The sequence below is a fragment of the Bacteroides sp. AF32-8BH genome, assembly GCF_003435205.1.
Classification (GTDB): domain Bacteria; phylum Bacteroidota; class Bacteroidia; order Bacteroidales; family Bacteroidaceae; genus Bacteroides; species Bacteroides ovatus.
Window position 1 is genome coordinate 1 of the sequence record NZ_QVLZ01000058.1, and the last position, 19,124, is coordinate 19,124.

General features: G+C 39.6%; 13 protein-coding genes. 3 read left to right on the top strand and 10 right to left on the bottom strand.

Features of this window, described 5'->3' with window-relative positions; genetic code table 11:
- Positions 1-18: 18 nt before the first annotated feature.
- From hepC to DWZ47_RS27000, 7 genes are all read right to left on the bottom strand, one after another.
- Positions 19-1,548 (bottom strand): heparin-sulfate lyase HepC, encoded by a 1,530-nt coding sequence (hepC, locus tag DWZ47_RS26970; RefSeq protein ID WP_233525120.1) that lies wholly within the window; start codon positions 1,546-1,548, stop codon positions 19-21.
- 240 nt (positions 1,549-1,788) lie between these two features.
- Positions 1,789-4,059, bottom strand: coding sequence for a glycosyl hydrolase family 95 catalytic domain-containing protein (locus DWZ47_RS26975; RefSeq protein ID WP_117515306.1), 2,271 nt, complete (start codon positions 4,057-4,059; stop codon positions 1,789-1,791).
- Between the two features lie 487 nt (positions 4,060-4,546).
- Complete coding sequence (locus DWZ47_RS26980; RefSeq protein WP_117515308.1) at positions 4,547-8,608, bottom strand: two-component regulator propeller domain-containing protein; 4,062 nt, start codon at positions 8,606-8,608, stop codon at positions 4,547-4,549.
- A gap of 97 nt (positions 8,609-8,705) precedes the next feature.
- Positions 8,706-9,113: an ATP-binding protein gene (locus DWZ47_RS26985; RefSeq protein ID WP_004325354.1), complete on the bottom strand. Its 408-nt coding sequence runs from the start codon at positions 9,111-9,113 to the stop codon at positions 8,706-8,708.
- A gap of 9 nt (positions 9,114-9,122) precedes the next feature.
- Positions 9,123-10,976 (bottom strand): SpoIIE family protein phosphatase, encoded by a 1,854-nt coding sequence (locus DWZ47_RS26990; protein WP_233525121.1) that lies wholly within the window; start codon positions 10,974-10,976, stop codon positions 9,123-9,125.
- 95 nt (positions 10,977-11,071) lie between these two features.
- A complete protein-coding gene (locus DWZ47_RS26995) occupies positions 11,072-12,022 on the bottom strand; it encodes an ABC transporter substrate-binding protein (protein ID WP_117515312.1) in 951 nt (316 codons plus the stop codon).
- 11 nt (positions 12,023-12,033) lie between these two features.
- Positions 12,034-12,774, bottom strand: a complete 741-nt coding sequence (locus tag DWZ47_RS27000; protein WP_008775080.1) for an anti-sigma factor antagonist — start codon at positions 12,772-12,774, stop codon at positions 12,034-12,036.
- Positions 12,775-12,985: 211 nt separating this feature from the next.
- On the opposite strand from DWZ47_RS27000, the gene DWZ47_RS27005 reads away from it, so the two are divergent.
- A complete protein-coding gene (locus tag DWZ47_RS27005) occupies positions 12,986-14,134 on the top strand; it encodes an AraC family transcriptional regulator (RefSeq protein WP_032848772.1) in 1,149 nt (382 codons plus the stop codon).
- 132 nt (positions 14,135-14,266) lie between these two features.
- Here the strand turns inward: DWZ47_RS27005 and DWZ47_RS27010 are convergent, their stop codons facing one another.
- Entirely contained in the window at positions 14,267-15,637 is a 1,371-nt protein-coding gene (locus tag DWZ47_RS27010) for a TrpB-like pyridoxal phosphate-dependent enzyme (RefSeq protein ID WP_004325359.1), read from the bottom strand.
- 132 nt (positions 15,638-15,769) lie between these two features.
- Between DWZ47_RS27010 and DWZ47_RS27015 the strand changes: the two genes are divergently transcribed.
- Both DWZ47_RS27015 and DWZ47_RS27020 read left to right on the top strand, forming a co-directional pair.
- A complete protein-coding gene (locus tag DWZ47_RS27015) occupies positions 15,770-17,599 on the top strand; it encodes a TrkH family potassium uptake protein (protein WP_004325360.1) in 1,830 nt (609 codons plus the stop codon).
- A 4-nt stretch (positions 17,600-17,603) separates the two neighbouring features.
- On the top strand, positions 17,604-18,290 hold the full coding sequence (locus DWZ47_RS27020; RefSeq protein WP_004325361.1) for a potassium channel family protein: 687 nt from the start codon (positions 17,604-17,606) through the stop codon (positions 18,288-18,290).
- A 94-nt stretch (positions 18,291-18,384) separates the two neighbouring features.
- Here the strand turns inward: DWZ47_RS27020 and DWZ47_RS27025 are convergent, their stop codons facing one another.
- Together DWZ47_RS27025 and DWZ47_RS27030 are read right to left on the bottom strand one after the other, a co-directional pair.
- Complete coding sequence (locus tag DWZ47_RS27025; RefSeq protein WP_371682935.1) at positions 18,385-18,612, bottom strand: CapA family protein; 228 nt, start codon at positions 18,610-18,612, stop codon at positions 18,385-18,387.
- The gene (locus tag DWZ47_RS27030) at positions 18,519-19,049 is read right to left on the bottom strand and encodes a nuclear receptor-binding factor 2 (RefSeq protein ID WP_229090513.1); all 531 of its coding nucleotides are present in this window, start codon (positions 19,047-19,049) and stop codon (positions 18,519-18,521) included. Before DWZ47_RS27030 ends, DWZ47_RS27025 begins: the two co-directional genes overlap by 94 nt.
- Positions 19,050-19,124: the final 75 nt, after the last annotated feature.

Here is a 19,124-nt window from a genome sequence, read left to right on the forward strand (position 1 = left end):
ATATTTCTGACTTATTATCTATAAAATATTGAGTAATAATCGGTTGTAAATACGTGTGTTGTCACCACCAGTACTGTAATAGGTACATACTCCTGAATCGGGGAAAAAATTACGCCCATTGTGATAAAGTTCAAATGTTCCATTATCAGGTTGATTATGGCTGTATGCACTGATAGAATTGGAGGCGTCATTACTTTTATTATTACTTAAAATCATGACAGTAGAGCCATACGTCCAGCCGTTACGTAATACGTAATATCCTGCCTGGTCAAATAATTTCATATCGTTATTAGGCGTATGTCCTTGGGGAGTACCACCGTTACCTGCTGTTTGCATGTATTTAAGTTCCTCACTGTCAGGGAACATTTCTACATATTGCTTGAAATTTGTATTTTTAAGTACATTACGCGTTCGACTCCATGAATCATTAAACATGGGGACTACATTATCAGAGCCTTTGCTAAAATAGTTGGGATAAGTGAAATGCATTACTACTTCAGCTGCTTTGCGAAGCGGTTCTGTAAAATTACTAGGCAGTTTACTGGAGAGTTGGTTTGCCTCTGCTAATTTCATAGCCTCATAGAAATCTGCTACAATGCCTATATGATAATGAAGAGACATTTCTTTATGCCATCCATCACTCATTATCTGATTTTGTACTTCTTCACTGAGTATTTGGTAACCAGTTTCCATCCATTTTTCAGCATTTTTGAATTCCGGCATTAATGTTCCGGCGGTTGCCAGTGCATTAGCTTGTGATATCAGAATATTACCTCCTGATTCATAAGGATAATCAACAAGAAAGTCTGCTTGCTCTGCAAACTCTACTAAAAAAGTAGTAAGCCATTCTGGTGTGAAATTAATAGAGTTTTTGAAATATTCCAGTAATTGTACTTGATCATTGATACGGGTTGCTACTTGCAATTGCCACCAAGACGTTGTGTTTGTACCGCTTTCCGGTTTAGGATTTTGGTTTATCCAATTATTATATACCTCAATCCATGATTGAATGTATTTTTCACTTCCGCTAATTCGATAGGCTTTAGCCTGTGGAATAAACCATTGATGGCGATGGAGCTGTTTCTGATACTCATCAGAGGCACCTTCTGGAGAAAATGTCCAATTAATCGTTCCATCTTTCTTTAAAGAATATGGTTTCAATGTTTCTTGATCTTCGTAGAAATTGTTTACATGAAAGCGATAGTCTTCCAATGCATAATCCGCTTTTGCTTGATCTGCTTCCGAGATTGTTACATTAATTAAGGACAAATTGGGATTAGTAACATTGGTTCTTGTTCTGTAGTATTCCAATAAAGCATTGGCCGCGTAATAATATTCCCCTGTTTCATAGAATTCTTTCACTTTTTCTAATCCGGGATAATTAAGGTTGATAATGTCGAATACGTTGGTATTTACAACATCATTGGGCTTAGAATCGGGAAGTAGATCTATATCTACATTTCCTCCGGTTAATAGATCGTCGTCATCGTCTGCGCATCCTGTAAAAGCGAAAAGCGCACATAAACAAATAAAGAAGATGTTCTTCATACTTTATTAGGTTTTTAATTATTAAAAGTATATTTTACTGTTTACAAAAATAGGCTATTAAATTATAGAAGCTAACTTAGCTTGTTCACACTTTGTTTAAAAATGATTTTTTTGATATTAAATTTGTTGAATCATATATTACTTCTGTCTAAAAAGCCTGTTATGGATCTGATAGCAGGCTTTTTATGTATCATAATGTAATCTATCTACCAGTGTTTGCAAGGTTGGTTTTGTACATTTTTACCTCCTCTGATGAATGATTTTTAATCCATAATGATTTTTGGAAGTATGAGGAATCGAAGAAATAATAAAATCCGGCTTTTCTCCTTGAGGGGAAATGAAGACCTCTTCTCCTTTCTTTAAATCAATTTGGAAAGTATTGTTTGGGAGTGATTGTATGGTGAAGTTTCTTTTTCCTTCAAAAATAGGGTTAACTATATCAGTCGTTATAATGCAAGGTTCTCCTGCCAGACTTTTAATATGGATAAATTGTGTCTTTCCTTGTTTTCTACTGGCAGATACTTTAAAAGCCCCTTCTGTGCGTAGACCTGAATAAGCAATGTCTTTCCATGTAGCGGGAATAGCTGGGAAAATGCGAATCTTTCCACCCCAACTCTGTAATAACATATCGTGGATACTTTGGGCGGCAGATAAAGGTGTCTCAATAACTGGCCCACTTTCTTTATACATAGTCGTCGAACTAAGAAATTTCCCAAATAATTTATTTAGATAGGCTAGTGCATCGTCTCCCTTTCCGATAGCAGAGGAAATGGAAGATGCTCCTGTGTATGAGTAACCTAGGAGAGCTTTGGGCTTGCTTTGCCAAAAAGACAATGATTTCTCAATCATTTCAATATCATTCGATTGTTCTTTATTAATTAAGTATAGAGGATAAATAGCAAGTAAATGTGAATAATGTCTGTGTGAGAAAGCATACGGCGTATCTTTTCCGATAAGCAATCCATTCTCGTCTGTGGGGTAAGGAGTAAGTTTAAGAAGCACATATTTCCATGTCTCAATCAATGAATCTTGGATACTCAGACGATGAGCTGATTCTAGTAGTGTTTGGCATCCCCAACGTAGTAGAGCGAGGTCGAAATTGCAATCTTCCACAGTGTCATATTCGGGGGAGTAAGTCGCTGGGAGATGAAGTTTTCCATCGTCTCCTTCTTTCAGGAAATGCAAATAGTAGTTGATTGATTCTTTTAATAAAGGAAATAATTTATCTCGTAGAATATCATCATCCATTTTATGACGGTAGATAAGCCATAGGTTGTGACAGGCCCATGGAAGTAGTCCTATTTGAGCTTTGCCTTTTCCTGGAATTCCTACTTCTGTAGTCATACATTCCAAATTGGAAGCAACCCCTATTCCTAATGAGTTATGGCGGTAAGCTTTGGGAATGTTGAGGCGTAACTGATCTATATGATTGTAGAGGGCATTTTCTAAAGAAGCTGCCAGATCTAGATGGTCGGAAGTATTCAGTGCCCAATAGGTAAGTTGAACATTGAGATTCCACCAAGCGTTCGGCCATGGGGTTTCGGTTAGCCACGGACCTGTGTTATCTATTAGAGCACGGTCACCACGTGTTGCAGAAGCTAATTTATACATCTGTATCCAGTAGAAGTTTTCTTTTTGTGCTTCCGGCAGTGTTATGAAACTACTGGGATAGAAAGTATTCCACCATTTACGATGTGTTTTTTGCATGGATTGATAACCTTTGCGTATAGCTTTTCGGATTTCAGCTTTGCATATTTCACTCGAATTGTTTTGAGGATATGTATGTGTTAGGTTTATCCATAAGTTGCGTTCTGTTTCGGGATTATATGTTTCTTGCCATCCAACGCTTGTTTCTCCTCCTGCCAATAATTTCTGGACAGATAGATTGATTTCTTTCCCATTACTGATTTTTGCTGTCGGATTGAGTTCGTAATCTTTTGGTATTTTATTGGCTTTTCCTTGTCTTTTGAAAATCAAATAACGAGGGCTATTAGCTTCAGCTGCTATCCATTCCCATTGGAAGTCATGTTCGTCTCCTTCTGTTGTTGCTTTTACTATTATCATCATTTCATCAGCATGGACAAAACTTCGCAAGTGGATGACTCCTTTAGTTGTTGTAATATCTGTTGAAGCTTCAGCATTCCAAAGGTCAAGATGTATCGTTCCATTGATTATTTTGCCTTTAGGATGTAGGGCAAAATGTCCGGTAAGTAGTCTGGGAATTCCGAATACATCTCTTTTAGTGCGGTGATCATGTACATCGCAGTTGCCTGTTTCTAAGCGCAAGTAGTTCTTTCCGGGTTCTTTATAAATCATTAGCCCAAGCTTTCCGTTGCCTAAAAAGGCTGAATCATACCAATATTCGGGTAACTTTTCCCATATCATATCTTGTTGACTCATAAATTGGGGCCAGTCAATATCTTGTTTTATAGTTGCCGGGTGAGCATTCACAAAAAGAATGCTGATTAATGATAAAAGTAGGTAAGAATACAGTTTATTTAAAAAAATCATAGTATGCTTTTTATCTATTAATTAATAATGCTTTCTCTGCAAATATATAGAGTATGACAATTTTACGACTATTGGTATTGTTGAATAGTCTTTCATTCTTGTTTAATGTTTTTGTTTGTATGGGATAAAGAAGGTCTTTCTTCTTTACGGGTTGAAGATTTTCGGGAATTAGCTTTCAGTATTCGTTATATAGAATATTACTCCTTTTAGGTACAATAATGATCTTATTGGCTACTTTTAAATAATAACTTCCCTATTGATATTTATTTCATTGCCTAATGAGTTTTCGTTTGACAGTTGTTGAATGATAGTTTAACAACTGTCAAACGAAAGCTCGCTTGGTAATGAGATAAATAATGCTAATAAGAGAATAAATTGAAAGCTGCATAGTAATGTATTATTGTTAGTGATAGCATTTTATGTTCTTTTTCGAACCGAAATGAACATAAATCTCAAACCAACAGATTCATATTGGATATTTACTGATTTATCCTTTTATTTTCTTAATATACTCCGTAGGCAAACATCCGAAATACTTCTTGAAACTCGTAGCAAAATAAGACGGCGTATTGAAACCTACCATTGTGCTGACCTCTGCTATTGTATAGCGGCCATCCTTCAGTAATTTTGCCGCTTCGTTGAAACGAATCTTGCGTATAAAGTCAATAGTCGATTCGCCTGTGATGGCTTTCAATTTAAGATGCAGATTAGAACGACTCATATTCATTTCTCTGGCAAATTCGTCAGTAGAGAATTCAATATTATCCATATTCTTTTCTACAATCGCTACAGCACGTTTTAGTAAAGCTTCATCCATGGCGTTAAACGTAATCTTTTCCGGTTCCACTTCCAGGGATTTGGAATACCGTTCAAGCATACGTCTACGGGTACGCATCATATTCTGTATCTTCGTAGTCAGGATAGCAAGTGAGAATGGTTTCGGGATGTAATCATCCGCACCCATTTGCAGACCTTCCATCTGGTCTTTGACTTCGCTTTTAGCAGACAGGATAATCACGGGAATATGACAGGTACGGATATTTTGCTTCACATTCTTGCATAATTTGATACCATCCATCACAGGCATCATGACATCAGTTACAATGATGTCAACTTCATTGTCTTTCAGTTTTTCCAAAGCTTCTTCACCATTTCCGGCTTCCAGCGTATTGAAGAGTTCAGCAAGTCCGCTGCTAAGATAATGGCGGATTTCATTATTGTCTTCTACAATAAGAATAGTGCCACGCTTCTTGTCACCGCCTTCGATCGTTTCGTTTTCGACCTTTTCCGTATCAATGAAATACATTTCTTTCGAGTTGGTGGAATATACCTGTCCTTCCTCATTCAGAGTGTCATTAGAAGCTAGTTCGGAGGGTTTGTAGGTATTTATGTCTTGTGGCAGATAAACAGAGAAAGTACTGCCTTTACCCTCTTCACTATCCAGTTCGATACGACCATGGTGCAATTCTACCAGGCGTTGTACCAGTGAGAGACCGATACCACTTCCTACGTGCTCACTCTCTATCTGATAAAAACGTTCGAATATTTTTCCCTGTTTATTGATGGGAATACCAATACCGGTATCACTAACTTGCAGTACCAACCAATTATTTTCCTCTTTCAATGTCACAGTAATGCTTTGACCGCTTTCCGTATATTTGAAAGCATTTGAAAGTAGGTTATTAACAATCAGTTCCAGATAATTAGGATCAAAAAGTTCCTCTTTATCTTCCAATTCGGAGTGGAGAGTATAGGTAATCTTTTTGTGGCGTGCCAGTTTATCATAAAACAAGAAATTATCTTGTATTAGTTGATGCGCATTCTCTCTCTTTGCTTTCAGCTCGAAAACTCCCAATTCGGCGCGGCGATAATCCATCAATTGATTGACAAGATGTAGCAGGCGATTAGCGTTGCGTTGGATATATTCCAGCTGATTACGAGTCCAGCGGTCACTGATCTTATTGATTATTTCTTGTAGAGGAGCTAAGATAAGAGTCAACGGCGTGCGAAGCTCATGGGAAATATTGATGAAGAAACGCATCTTCATCTGGTTGATTTCTTCTTGATGTTCCTTGTCCCTACGTTCAATCTCCAGCTCTGCTTCCATGCTTTTACGCATCCAGAAGAAGCGGAAGACGAAAGTGATAAAGCCGATAAAAATAGCGAGGAAAAGCACGATTGCCCACCAGGTCTTGTACCATATAGGGAGAACAACGATTTCCAACATCGTAGGAACGGTATTCCATTTCCCGTCACTATTAGCAGCTTTTACCAGAAAATGATAAGTACCTTGTGGCAAGTTGGAATAGGAGACAGTACGTTTGTCTGTCAGATAATACCACTCTTTATCATATCCTTCCAATTTATAAGCGAAAGTATTGTGTTGACCTGAAATATAGTTGGATACCACAAATTCAAGCGTAAAAGCCGTTTGCCATGATTTTAGCGTGATACTTTCTGTTTCATTGATATTCTTAGTCAAGATACCGGTTTCATCATCCGGACGGACTGTTTTGTTAAACAGTTGAAGTTTAGTAATGACTACCGGAGGAGTGTAAGGGTTGTCCAGTAGGAGTTCCGGGCGGAAAGTTGTGATACCGTTGATACCCCCGAAGTACATTTGCCCGTTAGAGGTGCGGCAGAATGAAGAAGTATTAAACTGATTACTTTGCAACCCGTCGGATTCCGTAAAATTGCGGAACTTCTCTGTCTCCGGATTGAAACAGGAGATACCACGGTTGGTGCTTACCCAGAGACGCCCAAAGGTATCTTCCAGAATACCGTAAACCACATTATTGGGTAAACCGTTAGCAGTCGTATATCGTTTGATTTTCTTCTCTTTTTCATTAAAACAGTAGAAACCTTCACGCGTACCTACCCAAATGATGCCATTGGCAGCTTCATAAATGCAATTGGTAAACATCTTTGTTACAGATGATTCCGGAAGGATAGGGGCTTTTTCTATTTCGATCCCTTCCTGCTGAAAGACTGATATACCTCCTTCACCACCAATCCAAAGACGTTTACGAGAATCTCTGAACAGGATTGTGATTCGTTGTGAAGTAAATGGCGTACCGTCTTTTTCTTTATCTATGGTGGTGAAGCTCCGTTTCTCCGGATTAAAACTAACCAGTGCACTTAAAGTTCCTAATAAGATACTACCCTCCTTGTCAGGAAGAATGGCATACACATTTTCATTGACCAACTGGCTATTCAGCTGATTGAAACTTTCCATTTGTCCACTGTTGCGGTGGAGAACAGTCAGACCACCGGCATGTGTTCCTATATATACAAGTGATTTTTGTTCGTCTACATATACGGCTTTGATATTGTTGGAACCAATACCGATTTCCCGTTCGTTTTCCTGTAAGATATAGTGCGTAAACTGTTGTGTCTTGGGATTATATAGATTCAATCCCCCATCATTCGTTCCTATCCATAAGTTCTTATCCTTATCTTCGGTAATGCAACTGACTACGTTGTCACTTAAAGAATTCTTATATGGAATACGCTGAATATTCTTGAATCTGTTGCGGATCGGATGATAATAGTTTAGTCCTCCGAAATATGTTCCAAGCCACATTCCACCCTGCGAATCCATAAAGATACTGCGGACCGAACGCTGTGACAGACTGCCGCTTTCTACCGGACTGCTGCTGTAAGAAACGAAAGAATCGTTTCCTTCATGATAAATGTTCAGATCATTGAATGTTCCTATCCATAGGCGATTTTGCGAATCCAATGCCAGAGAACGGATATAATTGGAACTGATACTTTTAGGATTGGAAGAAGAATGATGATAGGTCTTGACTTCTTGTGTTTTCGGGTTAAATAGAAGTAGACCGGCTCCTTCGGTAGCTATCCAGATGCGGGTAGGAGATTGTTGCAAAATGGCTTGAATCTGCTTAGTGCCTGTTATCGGAGTAATTCTTTCCAGTTTCTTTTGAGGAATGGAGTAGCTGTAAAGCCCGTCAACCGGGGTGCCGATATAGATAATATCGCCTTGCCTGTAAAGAGCAGAAGCCACTATCTTATGCATAGCCGTACTAAAAGAATCATCAACGAATCGTGATTCTTTAATATCGAACATAGTCAGACCTTCCTGTGTACTTATGAGCAGTTGTTCCGGTGAGATCTCCGCAATTCCGTTGATTTGCAGCTTCTTCCCCTTCTTTTCGTAGAAGAAATTTCTGAATTTATCCTTCTCTTCATCATAATATGACAAACCATCCCGCGTGCCGATCCAAACCCGTCCCTGACTGTCAGCCTTTACGATTCGCGAAATGTCATTAGCGATGCTGTTCGGATCATCTTCATTATGCTGATAAACTGTAAATGAATACCCATCGTACTTGTTTACTCCGTCATAAGTTGCGAACCACATATTGCCTCGTTGGTCCTGATCGATAGAGAATACAGTACTTTGTGACAATCCTTCATTAATAGAGATATAGGAGAAGTTGATTTGCTCCGGAATATCAGAAAAAGCATAATTAACCCCTGCGCATAGAAAAAGTAGACAGATTGCTATTTTGTTAAGGCTGCTCATTATTAGTTCATAAGATTAATAATGGCATCAAAGATAGTGAAATCTTTGATATACCCCATGAATTGGCTGGAAAACTATACAATCTTTCCACCCCGCGTCAAATGTCTTTTTTCATAATGAGGTGATTCTCATTGTCGATACGTTGGTAAGATATTTCGTTCATGATGCTTCGTATGAGGAATATTCCCAGCCCTCCGATTGGGCGTTCCTCCAAAGAGAGTGTAACATCTACCTCATCTACTTGTGTCGGATCAAAAGAGGCTCCTTTGTCCGTTAATAGGAAAACAAGTTGTTTTTCGCTGTAAGTTACTCTTAATAGGATGGTGTGTTGCTCTTGAGTTGGATAGGCGTACATAATTATATTGGCTACGGCCTCTTCCAATGCCAGATTGATATTCATTGTCGTTTCAAATGACAAAGAAAGTTCTTCTCCCAGTTCTTCAATGAAACTGGCTAAAACTGAAATTTCATTTAAATCGTTTGAGATCTTTATTTCTCTTTCCATAATATGTGCTTAATTGTTTGTTGTCCCGGGTTCATATTGAATAAGTAAAATAGTCAAGTCATCGCTGGCTTCGGCTTCTTTGACATGATCTGCTACAGAGTCCTCTATACCATTAACAGTGGTGCGTACATCAGACGTGTTATTATCAGACAATGTCTTCAATAACTTTTCGTCTCCATATAGCTCTTTCTCTGTATTTTCAGCTTCTGTCACTCCATCGGTGTAAAGGAACAATTTACTTCCTTTTTCCAATGTCGTTTCATCTTCGGTATAGGCAAATTCTTCAATGACACCAACAAATATCTGGGTCTTGAATTCAAGGAAAGAAACCTGTCCGTCCGGACGAATCAGTATGGGAGGATTATGTCCGGCATTACACAGTTTCAGTTTCCCCGTTTCCAAATCGAGGATTCCGACAATAAGCGTGACAAACATGTTGGATTCGTTATTATCAGAAATCGAATTGTTCATGTCCGTCACAATCTTGGCCGGTGAAAGCACCTGCTGAGATAAAGTACGGAACAGACTGCGGGTGATTGCCATAAACAGAGAAGCGGGTACGCCTTTTCCTGATACATCCCCGATTAGGAAGTAGAGGCGGTTGCCATCCATATAGAAGTCATAAAGATCTCCGCCTACTTCTTTCGCAGGGTGAAGTATGGCATGCAAATCTACATCACTACGTTCGGGGTAGGGGGGGAATATCTTGGGAAGCATTCCCATTTGTATTTCCCTAGCTATAGAAAGCTCGCTTTCAATCCGTTCTTTGCTGGCAGTCGTGTCTTTTAGTTCAACTACGTAAGTAGATAAAGAGTGCTGCATGAAGATAAGCGAATCGTATAGATCTCTGATTTCATCGTTGGAATGCACTTCTGGTATGATAACATCAAATCGTCCGGTCGCAATTTCGCGGGCTGACTCGGAGAATTTCTCCAGTGGGCGGACAAGGCGTCGGATGATGCTGTACACAATCAGGAATAGGGCTATCATCCCCACTATAAAAGTGTAGATGATTGTTCGGGATGTACTGTCTAGTTCCTGAAGAATAATCTGGCTTGGACAAACGGTGCATACTGACCATCCAATCTGGGGAATAGTTGTGTAAAATGCATACGAATCTACTCCTTTGTTATCGAAACGCATGGTTCCGGTGTGTCCTGCCAGCATTTCATGTCCGATCTGTTCCTGTGCAAGATTCTCTTTGGCAAAGGCTTCAGAGAATATCGTTTCGTTCATGATCTTATTTCTATCCATGTGAGTCAGGAAACTTCCGTTGCGACTGATTAAATAGGTGTAACTGGAAGGATATGGCTTCAGCAAGCTGATTGTATCAGTGAATTGTGTCAGTGATATATTGGCTGTAAAGACTGCGACTAATTTTCCATCACTGTCAAACAGCGGTTTGGCATAAGTACTCATGATGAAATTTCCCCCTCCGTCATCATAATAAGGTTCGCTCCAGTAAGGTTGTTTAAGCAGTTGGGGGATGAGATACCAGTCCATGCATGGATAGTCATAATTCTGGCTACCCAATACCTGGTAAGTGATCTCGCCATTTATTTCATCTTTGAAAGAAGCATAAGGCATAAAATATTTCCCTTTTTCTTTGTAATAATCGGGGACGAAAGCGATGCCGCTTCCTACAATGAACTGATTGTTTCTAACAACAGATTCAATAATATTATGTAAAGAATCCGGGTGATCTATGTTTTTTTCCAATATCCAAACGGACTGCTCTATGGTAGTCTCTACTGACAATAGCTGACCGCTGATTTCAGTTGCAATGTTACTTAATAGTCCATGAGTGCGTTCAATGGCAAAATCCGTTACTTTCTGGTGGCTATAATAATAAAATAACGCCATAATAGTAGCAAAGATCATCAACGTAAAGGAAAGTACGTAGATACTTAGCCGGGTTGCAAAGGAACGGGAAAAGTGTGTTTCATGAATGAATGTGATTATTTTACGAAATTTTCATAACGAATGTTGCTGGTGTTTTTGATTTGATCTGGCAACAAAATACTAGTTGCCAGATCAAATACTTCTCGGCTTAGCCGATAGGGACGTTGCCCGCTCTTCCTGTTTGTTTGTAGCCGTAAGATCTCATCCAACATTTTACGCTGGTGATATCTGTTGGTTCCTATGTTGTGTTGATGCACTTGTTCCATTATGATATCCAATGTTTGTTCGCGGTGTTCGTTTGCCCATTCCCAGCCACGTATGCTGGCACGGGCCAATTTCTGTACAGCTTGGGGATATTTCTGATAGAATTCTCTGCTAACATAAAGTCCGTCCTCTGGCAAGTTATATCCATAATCTGCGAAATGCATGATATGAATAGAATCAGTCTTTACACCGGCTTCAATTAGTTGTAGAAACTCATTGTAACTTCCTACGAGACAAATATCTACAGCTTTCGATAGGAAAATGTTGACTCCTCCATTGAAACGTATCCATTCCACCTGGAGTTGATATTTGTTGGCTATTTGATCCAGTAGTTCTTGACTAAGATGATTCCATACCCCTATTTTCTTATGTTGCAAAGATGAAGTACCCTTGAGTGGCGAACGACTGACAAGCATCAGACTGTTTTCCTGTGAGGTTTGCAAGATATTAACTATCTGTGCACCTGCAAAATATTCAGTCAAGGCATACGATAGGTTCATAACTACCGCTTGCGAATACCCTTTCTGCAGAAAAGAAAAAGAGCTTGCCGAAAGCGAAGGATGTACCACATGTACGTCAAGTCCCTCTTCCTTGTAGAATCCCAGTTTGTCGGCTACGTAATAGCCTGCAAATTGTGCTTGTGCCGTCCATTTGGGTGTGAGATTAATGGATTGTGCATTCACCGGTTCTGTCAGAAAGAACAGAGATAGCAAGATACTGCAAATAATAGATGCTTTTCTCATTATCAATGGAATTAACGAATGATAAAAAGGCCGGAACAGCCTGTCATATCGAATATTTTCCGTATTTCCGCACGCATAGCTTCTAATACAAGTTGTCCGTTGTGTTGCTTTACACTTTTCTGGAGGGTTATCAGGCTTCTTAAACCGGAACTGCTGATATATAGTAATCCTTCGCAGTTGATTATTATATTAGGATTCTGAACGTTTAATAAAGGTTGGATGAGAGCATTGAATTCGTTGGTATTGGCAGTGTCCAATCGTCCTTCAACAGTGAGTATGATTACTTCCTCTATTTTACATAAATTCGTTTTAAGAGTTGCTTCCGGTTTGAAATCCATTTCTATATTTTTAGTCAGGATTAGTTCGTTTTGGTTGTCCGTCGAATGATATTCTACTTTATCCATTGTTCGGCGAATCAGGAAGAGTCCCAAACCTTGTGTCAGTTGCTGTTCCAGGGATAGTGCATTTTCTGATGCTTCATTTTCAGATTTTGTGGGATCGAATGAAATACCATCGTCAATAATCTGGGCAATCAGTAGGCCGGGGGCCACAGAAGTTCTCAATGTAATTTCACCTTTTTGATTTTGAGGATAACCGTGATGGATAATATTGCTTATTGCTTCTTCAATAGCTAGGTTGAGACTCATTGTTATGCCGGAAGGTAAATGTAATGACATGCCTAATTCTTCGATGAATTGGGCAATTATTGCAATTTCCTCTACCTGATTTTCGATAGTGATTTCCTTTTCCATATTCTTTAAGTAGCGCGTCATATTATAATTTATTCTTGTTTGGGGTGAATGCTGCCACAAAAGTATTAGTAAAGGTGAAAAGTCTGAAATATATTACTCCCAAATGGTTCCCATTTTAGCAAATCTCCCTATATTGGGACGCTTTTTACGAGTGGGATGCTCCCGTTCTTTTCGCGAAAAGACTACTTTTGTCGCTCAAAACAAAAAAAACATGGTAAACGTAATTGTTCTCTGCATTGAATTGTTGTTGGATATTGTGGGCTTGGTATTGGGAATACTTGTTTATTCACGTTCTTCAGATAATAATGGACTGACAAAAGCATGGGGAGTATTGGCTATCACTCTGTCCCTTCTTCTTTTGTGTGATAATCTGGAATGGATGTGGATTTTCAGTAGAGGAGGTGAGGAGACGATTCCGCGTTTTACTGAAGTTCCGATGAATCATCTTTCGATATGGCATATTGTCCGGGTGATTGTCTTTTTTCAGTTCTTTTCTATTTTTCCTATAGCCTCATTGAAACCGGGATGGATGACTTTTTCAAGAGTCGTCAGTTTATGTATCCCTATTTTGCTGATTACATGTATAGCTTGTTGCTATGAGTTTTTTAACGGTCACTATACTACTCTAAAATCTTTTGCTTCCATTCGGGAGAATATTGGTGAACGGGATGTACGGGTAAGGCTGATGCTGTTTATAATCAGTGTAATTACTCCTTCCGTAAATTTCCTCTTTCCATATATGAGACGATGGATTCCCGTCCGGCGTAAACAGAGCCAGGCAATGTCTATTTATATGATGTGTTTTGCTATCATCATGTCCGGCTATATTTGGTTGATGCTGGGCACTAGTGGATTATGTTTTAACGTGTTCGGCTATATTGTAATCCTTCCCGTCCTTTTTTTAAATATACTATATTTGCGTAATGAGAATCCACTTTCTTTACCTCCCCAGCCTGTAGAAGAGCTGGAGATGGAAGAAATAGAAGCCATCCGGGAAATTGCGGTTTCGCCTGTCGTTTTTGAACTATCCAACCAGATGCAAAGTCTCATGAAACATAGTAAACCATTTACTAATCCTCAATATTCCTTGCAGGAATTTCTGAATGATTTGAATACGAATGAAAACAGACTCAATAAGGCTCTTCATTATGATGGCTTTTCCGGTTTCAGAGATTATATTAATTTCTACCGTTTGCAGTATTTTAAAGAACAGGCACAGTTGAAAAGGGAGCTTACAGTAAAGGAATTAATGTTTTTGAGCGGCTTTACCTCCCGCTCCAGTTTTTACCGTTATTTTGCGAGTGTGGAAAAAATGTCTCCCAGTGAATATATGGAGATGCTCAATAGAGAAAATAAATAAGGGGTGTGGGAAAAGAATCACCACAGATCATAGAATTAGCACGGATTTGATTGTAATTCAAAGATTATCAATGCAGAATCGATGTTTCTTTTATGTAATCTGTGGTGAAACTTGAAACTGGCAGGCAATTTATTATTTAGCTAAATCTCCTATTTCGTCTAAATTCTTCTGAATATCATCATCAGTCAATGAATAGTTTACCAAGTCACCGGCCAAATACTTATCATAAGAAGTCATATCGATCAGTCCATGTCCGGAAAGGTTGAACAGAATCACTTTTTCTTCTCCTGTCTCTTTGCATTTGTTAGCTTCGCGGATAGCTGCTGCAATAGCGTGGCTGGACTCTGGAGCCGGAATAATACCTTCAGACTGTGCAAACAGACAACCTGCTTCGAAAGATTCCAATTGCTGTATATCTACTGCTTCCATCAGATTATCCTTGAGCAACTGTGAAACGATGACACCTGCACCATGATAGCGAAGACCGCCGGCATGGATATGGGCCGGAGCAAAATTATGTCCTAAGGTAAACATCGGTAGCAATGGAGTATATCCGGCTTCATCACCGAAGTCATACTGGAATTTACCACGTGTCAGTTTCGGACAAGATGCAGGTTCGGCAGCAACGAAACGAGTCTTTTTTCCTTCCTGTATCGTGTGACGCATGAATGGGAAAGAGATACCTCCGAAGTTGGAACCACCTCCGAAACAACCGATTACGATATCCGGATATTCGCCTGCCATTTCCATCTGTTTTTCGGCTTCCAGTCCGATAATAGTCTGATGAAGAGTAACATGGCTAAGTACAGAACCAAGCGTATATTTACAGTTGGGAGTCATTTGTGCCAGTTCAATAGCTTCAGAAATGGCTGTTCCCAATGAACCCTGATAAGTAGGGTGTTTAGTCAGAATATCCTTACCGGCACGGGTAGACATGGATGGAGAAGGGGTTACCTGTGCTCCGAAAGTCTGCATGATGCTGCGGCGGTATGGCTTTTGTTCATAACTGATTTTTACCTGATAAACAGCAGCTTCCAAACCGAAAACCTTAGCTGCATAAGAAAGAGCGGCTCCCCATTGTCCGGCACCGGTTTCAGTGGTGATGTTGGTAACTCCTTCTTCTTTGCAATAATAAGCCTGTGCCAATGCAGAGTTCAACTTATGTGAACCGATAGGGCTGACACTTTCATTCTTAAAATAGATATGAGCCGGAGTACCGAGTGCTTTTTCCAATCCGTAAGCACGAACTAGCGGAGTACTGCGATAGTACTTATACATTTCGCGCACTTCTTCCGGTATTTCGATCCATGCATCGGTCTGATTCAGTTCCTGATGACACAGTTCCTTAGCGAAAATCGGATACAAGTCTTCCGCTTTCAGTGGTTGTTTGGTTCCCGGATGCAACGGAGGCATAGGTTTGTTTACCATATCCGCCTGAATGTTGTACCAGTAGTGTGGAATTTCTTCTTCGGGTAAGATATACCGTTTTCTTTTTTCACTCATAATATTGTAGTTTTTTAGTTTCTTGTTGCCAAAAGTACTCAATTTTTTAATATTCAGAAAATTTTGTCAACAAAGAATCGGTTCTAATTGTTATTTTACTTAAGTTTGCACGACCCTGTTAAAAAAGATGATATGAAGATTTATCATAAGTTTTTATTGTATCAGAATAAACTGCTAAAACCCTATGTACGTATCCTGTTAGGACTGGTAGAAGCACTCACTTATCTGGCATCTCTGTTGTTGATTGTTGGAGTAGTATATGAACACGGTTTTTCCTTATCCGTAGATGAAGTGGCTAATTTGCAGACATTGTATAAAACTGTCTGGATTATCTTTCTGATTGATGTTACTTTACATATTTCACTGGAATACCGGAATACTAAAAAACAATACCGGCGATTAGCCTGGATATTAAGCGGGTTATTATATCTTACTCTAGTACCCGTCATTTTTCACCGTCCGGAAGAAGAAGGAGCTATTTTGCAGATTTGGGAATTCCTGCATGGGAAGTTTTATCATCTCCTGTTATTACTAGTCCTTTCTTTCCTCAACTTATCCAATGGGCTGGTGCGCCTGTTGGGACGGCGTACCAATCCGTCTTTGATATTGGCAGTCAGTTTTATGGCTATTATCCTGATTGGAGCAGGTCTACTGATGCTTCCGCGCTGCACGGTGAATGGTATTACCTGGGTAGACTCTTTATTTACGGCTACCAGTGCCGTATGTGTTACAGGTTTGGTTCCGGTAGATGTATCCACTACATTCACCACTTCCGGATTAGTTGTCATTATCCTGTTGATTCAGATTGGAGGATTAGGAGTGATGACATTAACCAGTTTCTTTGCCATGTTCTTCATGGGAAACACCTCCATTTATAATCAGCTTGTTGTACGTGATATGGTTAGTTCCAATTCGTTAGGTTCATTACTGTCCACCTTATTATATATATTGGGCTTTACCCTAGTCATTGAAGGGATTGGCATGGTTTCGATTTGGTTTAGTATTCACGGTACGCTGGGAATGACTTTGGAAGGCGAGTTAGGTTTTGCTGCTTTCCATGCTATATCAGCTTTTTGTAATGCGGGTTTTTCTACACTTTCCGGTAATTTAGGGAATCCGATGGTGATGACCAATCATAATGGACTGTTTATTTCTGTTTCTTTGCTGATAATCTTCGGTGGTATCGGCTTCCCCATTCTTGTCAATTTCAAGGATATTGTATTATATCACCTACGTCGTTTCTGGAAATTGGTCCGTACACGCAAACTGGATCGTCACAAAATGCAGCATCTTTATAACCTGAATACGAAGATTGTGTTAATCATGACTTTCCTGCTTTTATTAATCGGTACATTAGCTATTGCTGCTTTTGAGTGGAATGCTTCTTTTGCCGGTATGCCTTTGGCAGACAAATGGACACAAGCTTTCTTTAATGCCACTTGTCCTCGAACAGCCGGTTTTAGTAGTGTCGATCTGGCATCGTTGAGCGTGCAGACTTTGTTGGTTTATCTATTCTTGATGTGGGTTGGTGGTGGTTCACAGTCTACGGCAGGTGGTGTGAAAGTGAACGCTTTTGCAGTTGTGGTTCTGAATCTTGTAGCCGTATTGCGTGGTACTGAACGGGTAGAGGTGTTTGGCAGAGAATTATCTTACGATTCAATCCGGCGTTCCAATGCAACAGTAGTCATGTCATTGGGAGTGTCATTCATTTTTATTTTCACATTGAGCATACTCGAACCGGGTGTTTCCATCATGGCATTGACTTTCGAATGTGTCTCTGCACTTAGTACTGTGGGATCCAGTCTGAATCTGACCCCTCATTTGTGTGATGCCAGTAAGTTGTTGGTATCCTTGTTGATGTTTATCGGACGTGTGGGATTGATAACATTGATGTTGGGAATTGTCAAACAGAAAAAGAATACAAAATACCGTTATCCGAGTGATAACATTATAATAAACTAAAGATATGAAGTATATTATTATCGGTTTAGGAAATTACGGCCATGTGTTGGCAGAGGAATTGTCTGCATTAGGGCACGAGATTATTGGTGCGGATATTAGTGAAAGTCGTGTAGATTCAATCAAAGATAAGGTTGCTACGGCTTTTGTCATTGATGCCACTGACGAACAATCATTATCAGTGTTGCCATTGAATAGTGTGGATATAGTAATTGTAGCGATTGGTGAGAATTTTGGTGCATCGATACGTGTTGTTGCCCTATTGAAGCAGAAAAAGGTTTCCCGAATCTTTGCCCGTGCTATTGATGCCGTACATAAAGCGGTGCTTGAGGCTTTTGAACTTGAGCGAATCCTGACTCCGGAAGAAGATGCTGCCCGCAGCTTGGTGCAATTGCTTGATTTTGGAACGAATATGGAAGGATTCCGCATCGATCAGGATTATTATGTTGTGAAGTTCACGGTTCCGGAGAAATTTGTAGGATATTTTGTGAATGAGTTGAATTTGGATGAAGAGTTTCATTTAAAGATGATAGGGTTGAAGAGAGCCAATAAAATAACCAATTGCTTGGGCATTTCTTTAATGGAGCTTCATGTAAAGAATGAATTACCGGCGGATGAGAAAGTGGAAGAGGGAGATGAGCTGGTTTGTTACGGTAGATATCGCGATTTCCAAGCTTTCTGGAAAGCTATTTAATGTGCAAAATCTAGTGGATTTCAAGATAGAGGGATGATGATATTTGTTGGTAAATAGTATAATGTTGGCAGTTATCCCCTTTGGTTTTGTCTGATTATTGTAATTCCGGTTTGCAATTATTAATTGTTGCAGGATGAAGTTTTATACTATATCCTATAGAGGTGAAATTGAGCTGCACAATCAGGCTTTGTGATGTTTCCGGTTTTCGTTGGTCGAACACGAAGTTGCCTAGACTATAGAAAATAGGCTTACCTTTAAAATATTCTTCTTTCTGAATGACATGCGGATGGTGTCCGATGATGGCATCCGCACCTGCACGGATAAGCCGGCGTGCTCCTTTTCTTCTGTCTCGCGTTTCAGATATCCCTTAAAATCCAGACCAAAACCTCTCCATGCATATTCCGCTATCAGAAATTTTCCACTTCGTTCCCGTTCCACGGTGCGTATCAATACAGGAGTATGTTCACGAATCACTCTAAAATCTTCCAAAGGTTGTGCTACCCTCGAACCTAACCAAAGTGGGCGGATATACGCTTCATCTGCAATCCGGTAAATAAATAACCGCTTGTCGGGTTTGGGGTCGAATCGGGTAGGCTTGATAACCCACACAATAATTTCCGGCATCCCGTCTCCTGTAACATCTCCATAATCAAATTGATAGACAGGATAAGGCAATTTCCAAACAGAGTGGGAGGGTTGGTCTGTATTCAAATGAATGACATAGAGCGAATCAGATTCTTTGTTCAGAGATACTTCCATGTGTCTTTGATTAACTTGCCATTCAAACCTGTTTTCTTTCCGGCATGAACAGAACATCAGTAAAAGACCTGTAAA

Bases quoted from the DNA above. Each gene is read 5' to 3' on its own strand.
- DWZ47_RS26990 (WP_233525121.1), bottom strand. From the start codon at position 10,976: ATGGCGTTATTTTATTATTATAGCCACCAGAAAGTAACGGATTTTGCC.
- DWZ47_RS26985 (WP_004325354.1), bottom strand. From the start codon at position 9,113: ATGGAAAGAGAAATAAAGATCTCAAACGATTTAAATGAAATTTCAGTT.
- DWZ47_RS27005 (WP_032848772.1), top strand. From the start codon at position 12,986: ATGGTAAACGTAATTGTTCTCTGCATTGAATTGTTGTTGGATATTGTG.
- DWZ47_RS27010 (WP_004325359.1), bottom strand. From the start codon at position 15,637: ATGAGTGAAAAAAGAAAACGGTATATCTTACCCGAAGAAGAAATTCCA.
- DWZ47_RS27015 (WP_004325360.1), top strand. From the start codon at position 15,770: ATGAAGATTTATCATAAGTTTTTATTGTATCAGAATAAACTGCTAAAA.
- DWZ47_RS26975 (WP_117515306.1), bottom strand. From the start codon at position 4,059: ATGATTTTTTTAAATAAACTGTATTCTTACCTACTTTTATCATTAATC.
- DWZ47_RS27030 (WP_229090513.1), bottom strand. From the start codon at position 19,049: ATGGAAGTATCTCTGAACAAAGAATCTGATTCGCTCTATGTCATTCAT.
- hepC (WP_233525120.1), bottom strand. From the start codon at position 1,548: ATGAAGAACATCTTCTTTATTTGTTTATGTGCGCTTTTCGCTTTTACA.
- DWZ47_RS27000 (WP_008775080.1), bottom strand. From the start codon at position 12,774: ATGGAAAAGGAAATCACTATCGAAAATCAGGTAGAGGAAATTGCAATA.
- DWZ47_RS26995 (WP_117515312.1), bottom strand. From the start codon at position 12,022: ATGAGAAAAGCATCTATTATTTGCAGTATCTTGCTATCTCTGTTCTTT.
- DWZ47_RS27020 (WP_004325361.1), top strand. From the start codon at position 17,604: ATGAAGTATATTATTATCGGTTTAGGAAATTACGGCCATGTGTTGGCA.
- DWZ47_RS26980 (WP_117515308.1), bottom strand. From the start codon at position 8,608: ATGAGCAGCCTTAACAAAATAGCAATCTGTCTACTTTTTCTATGCGCA.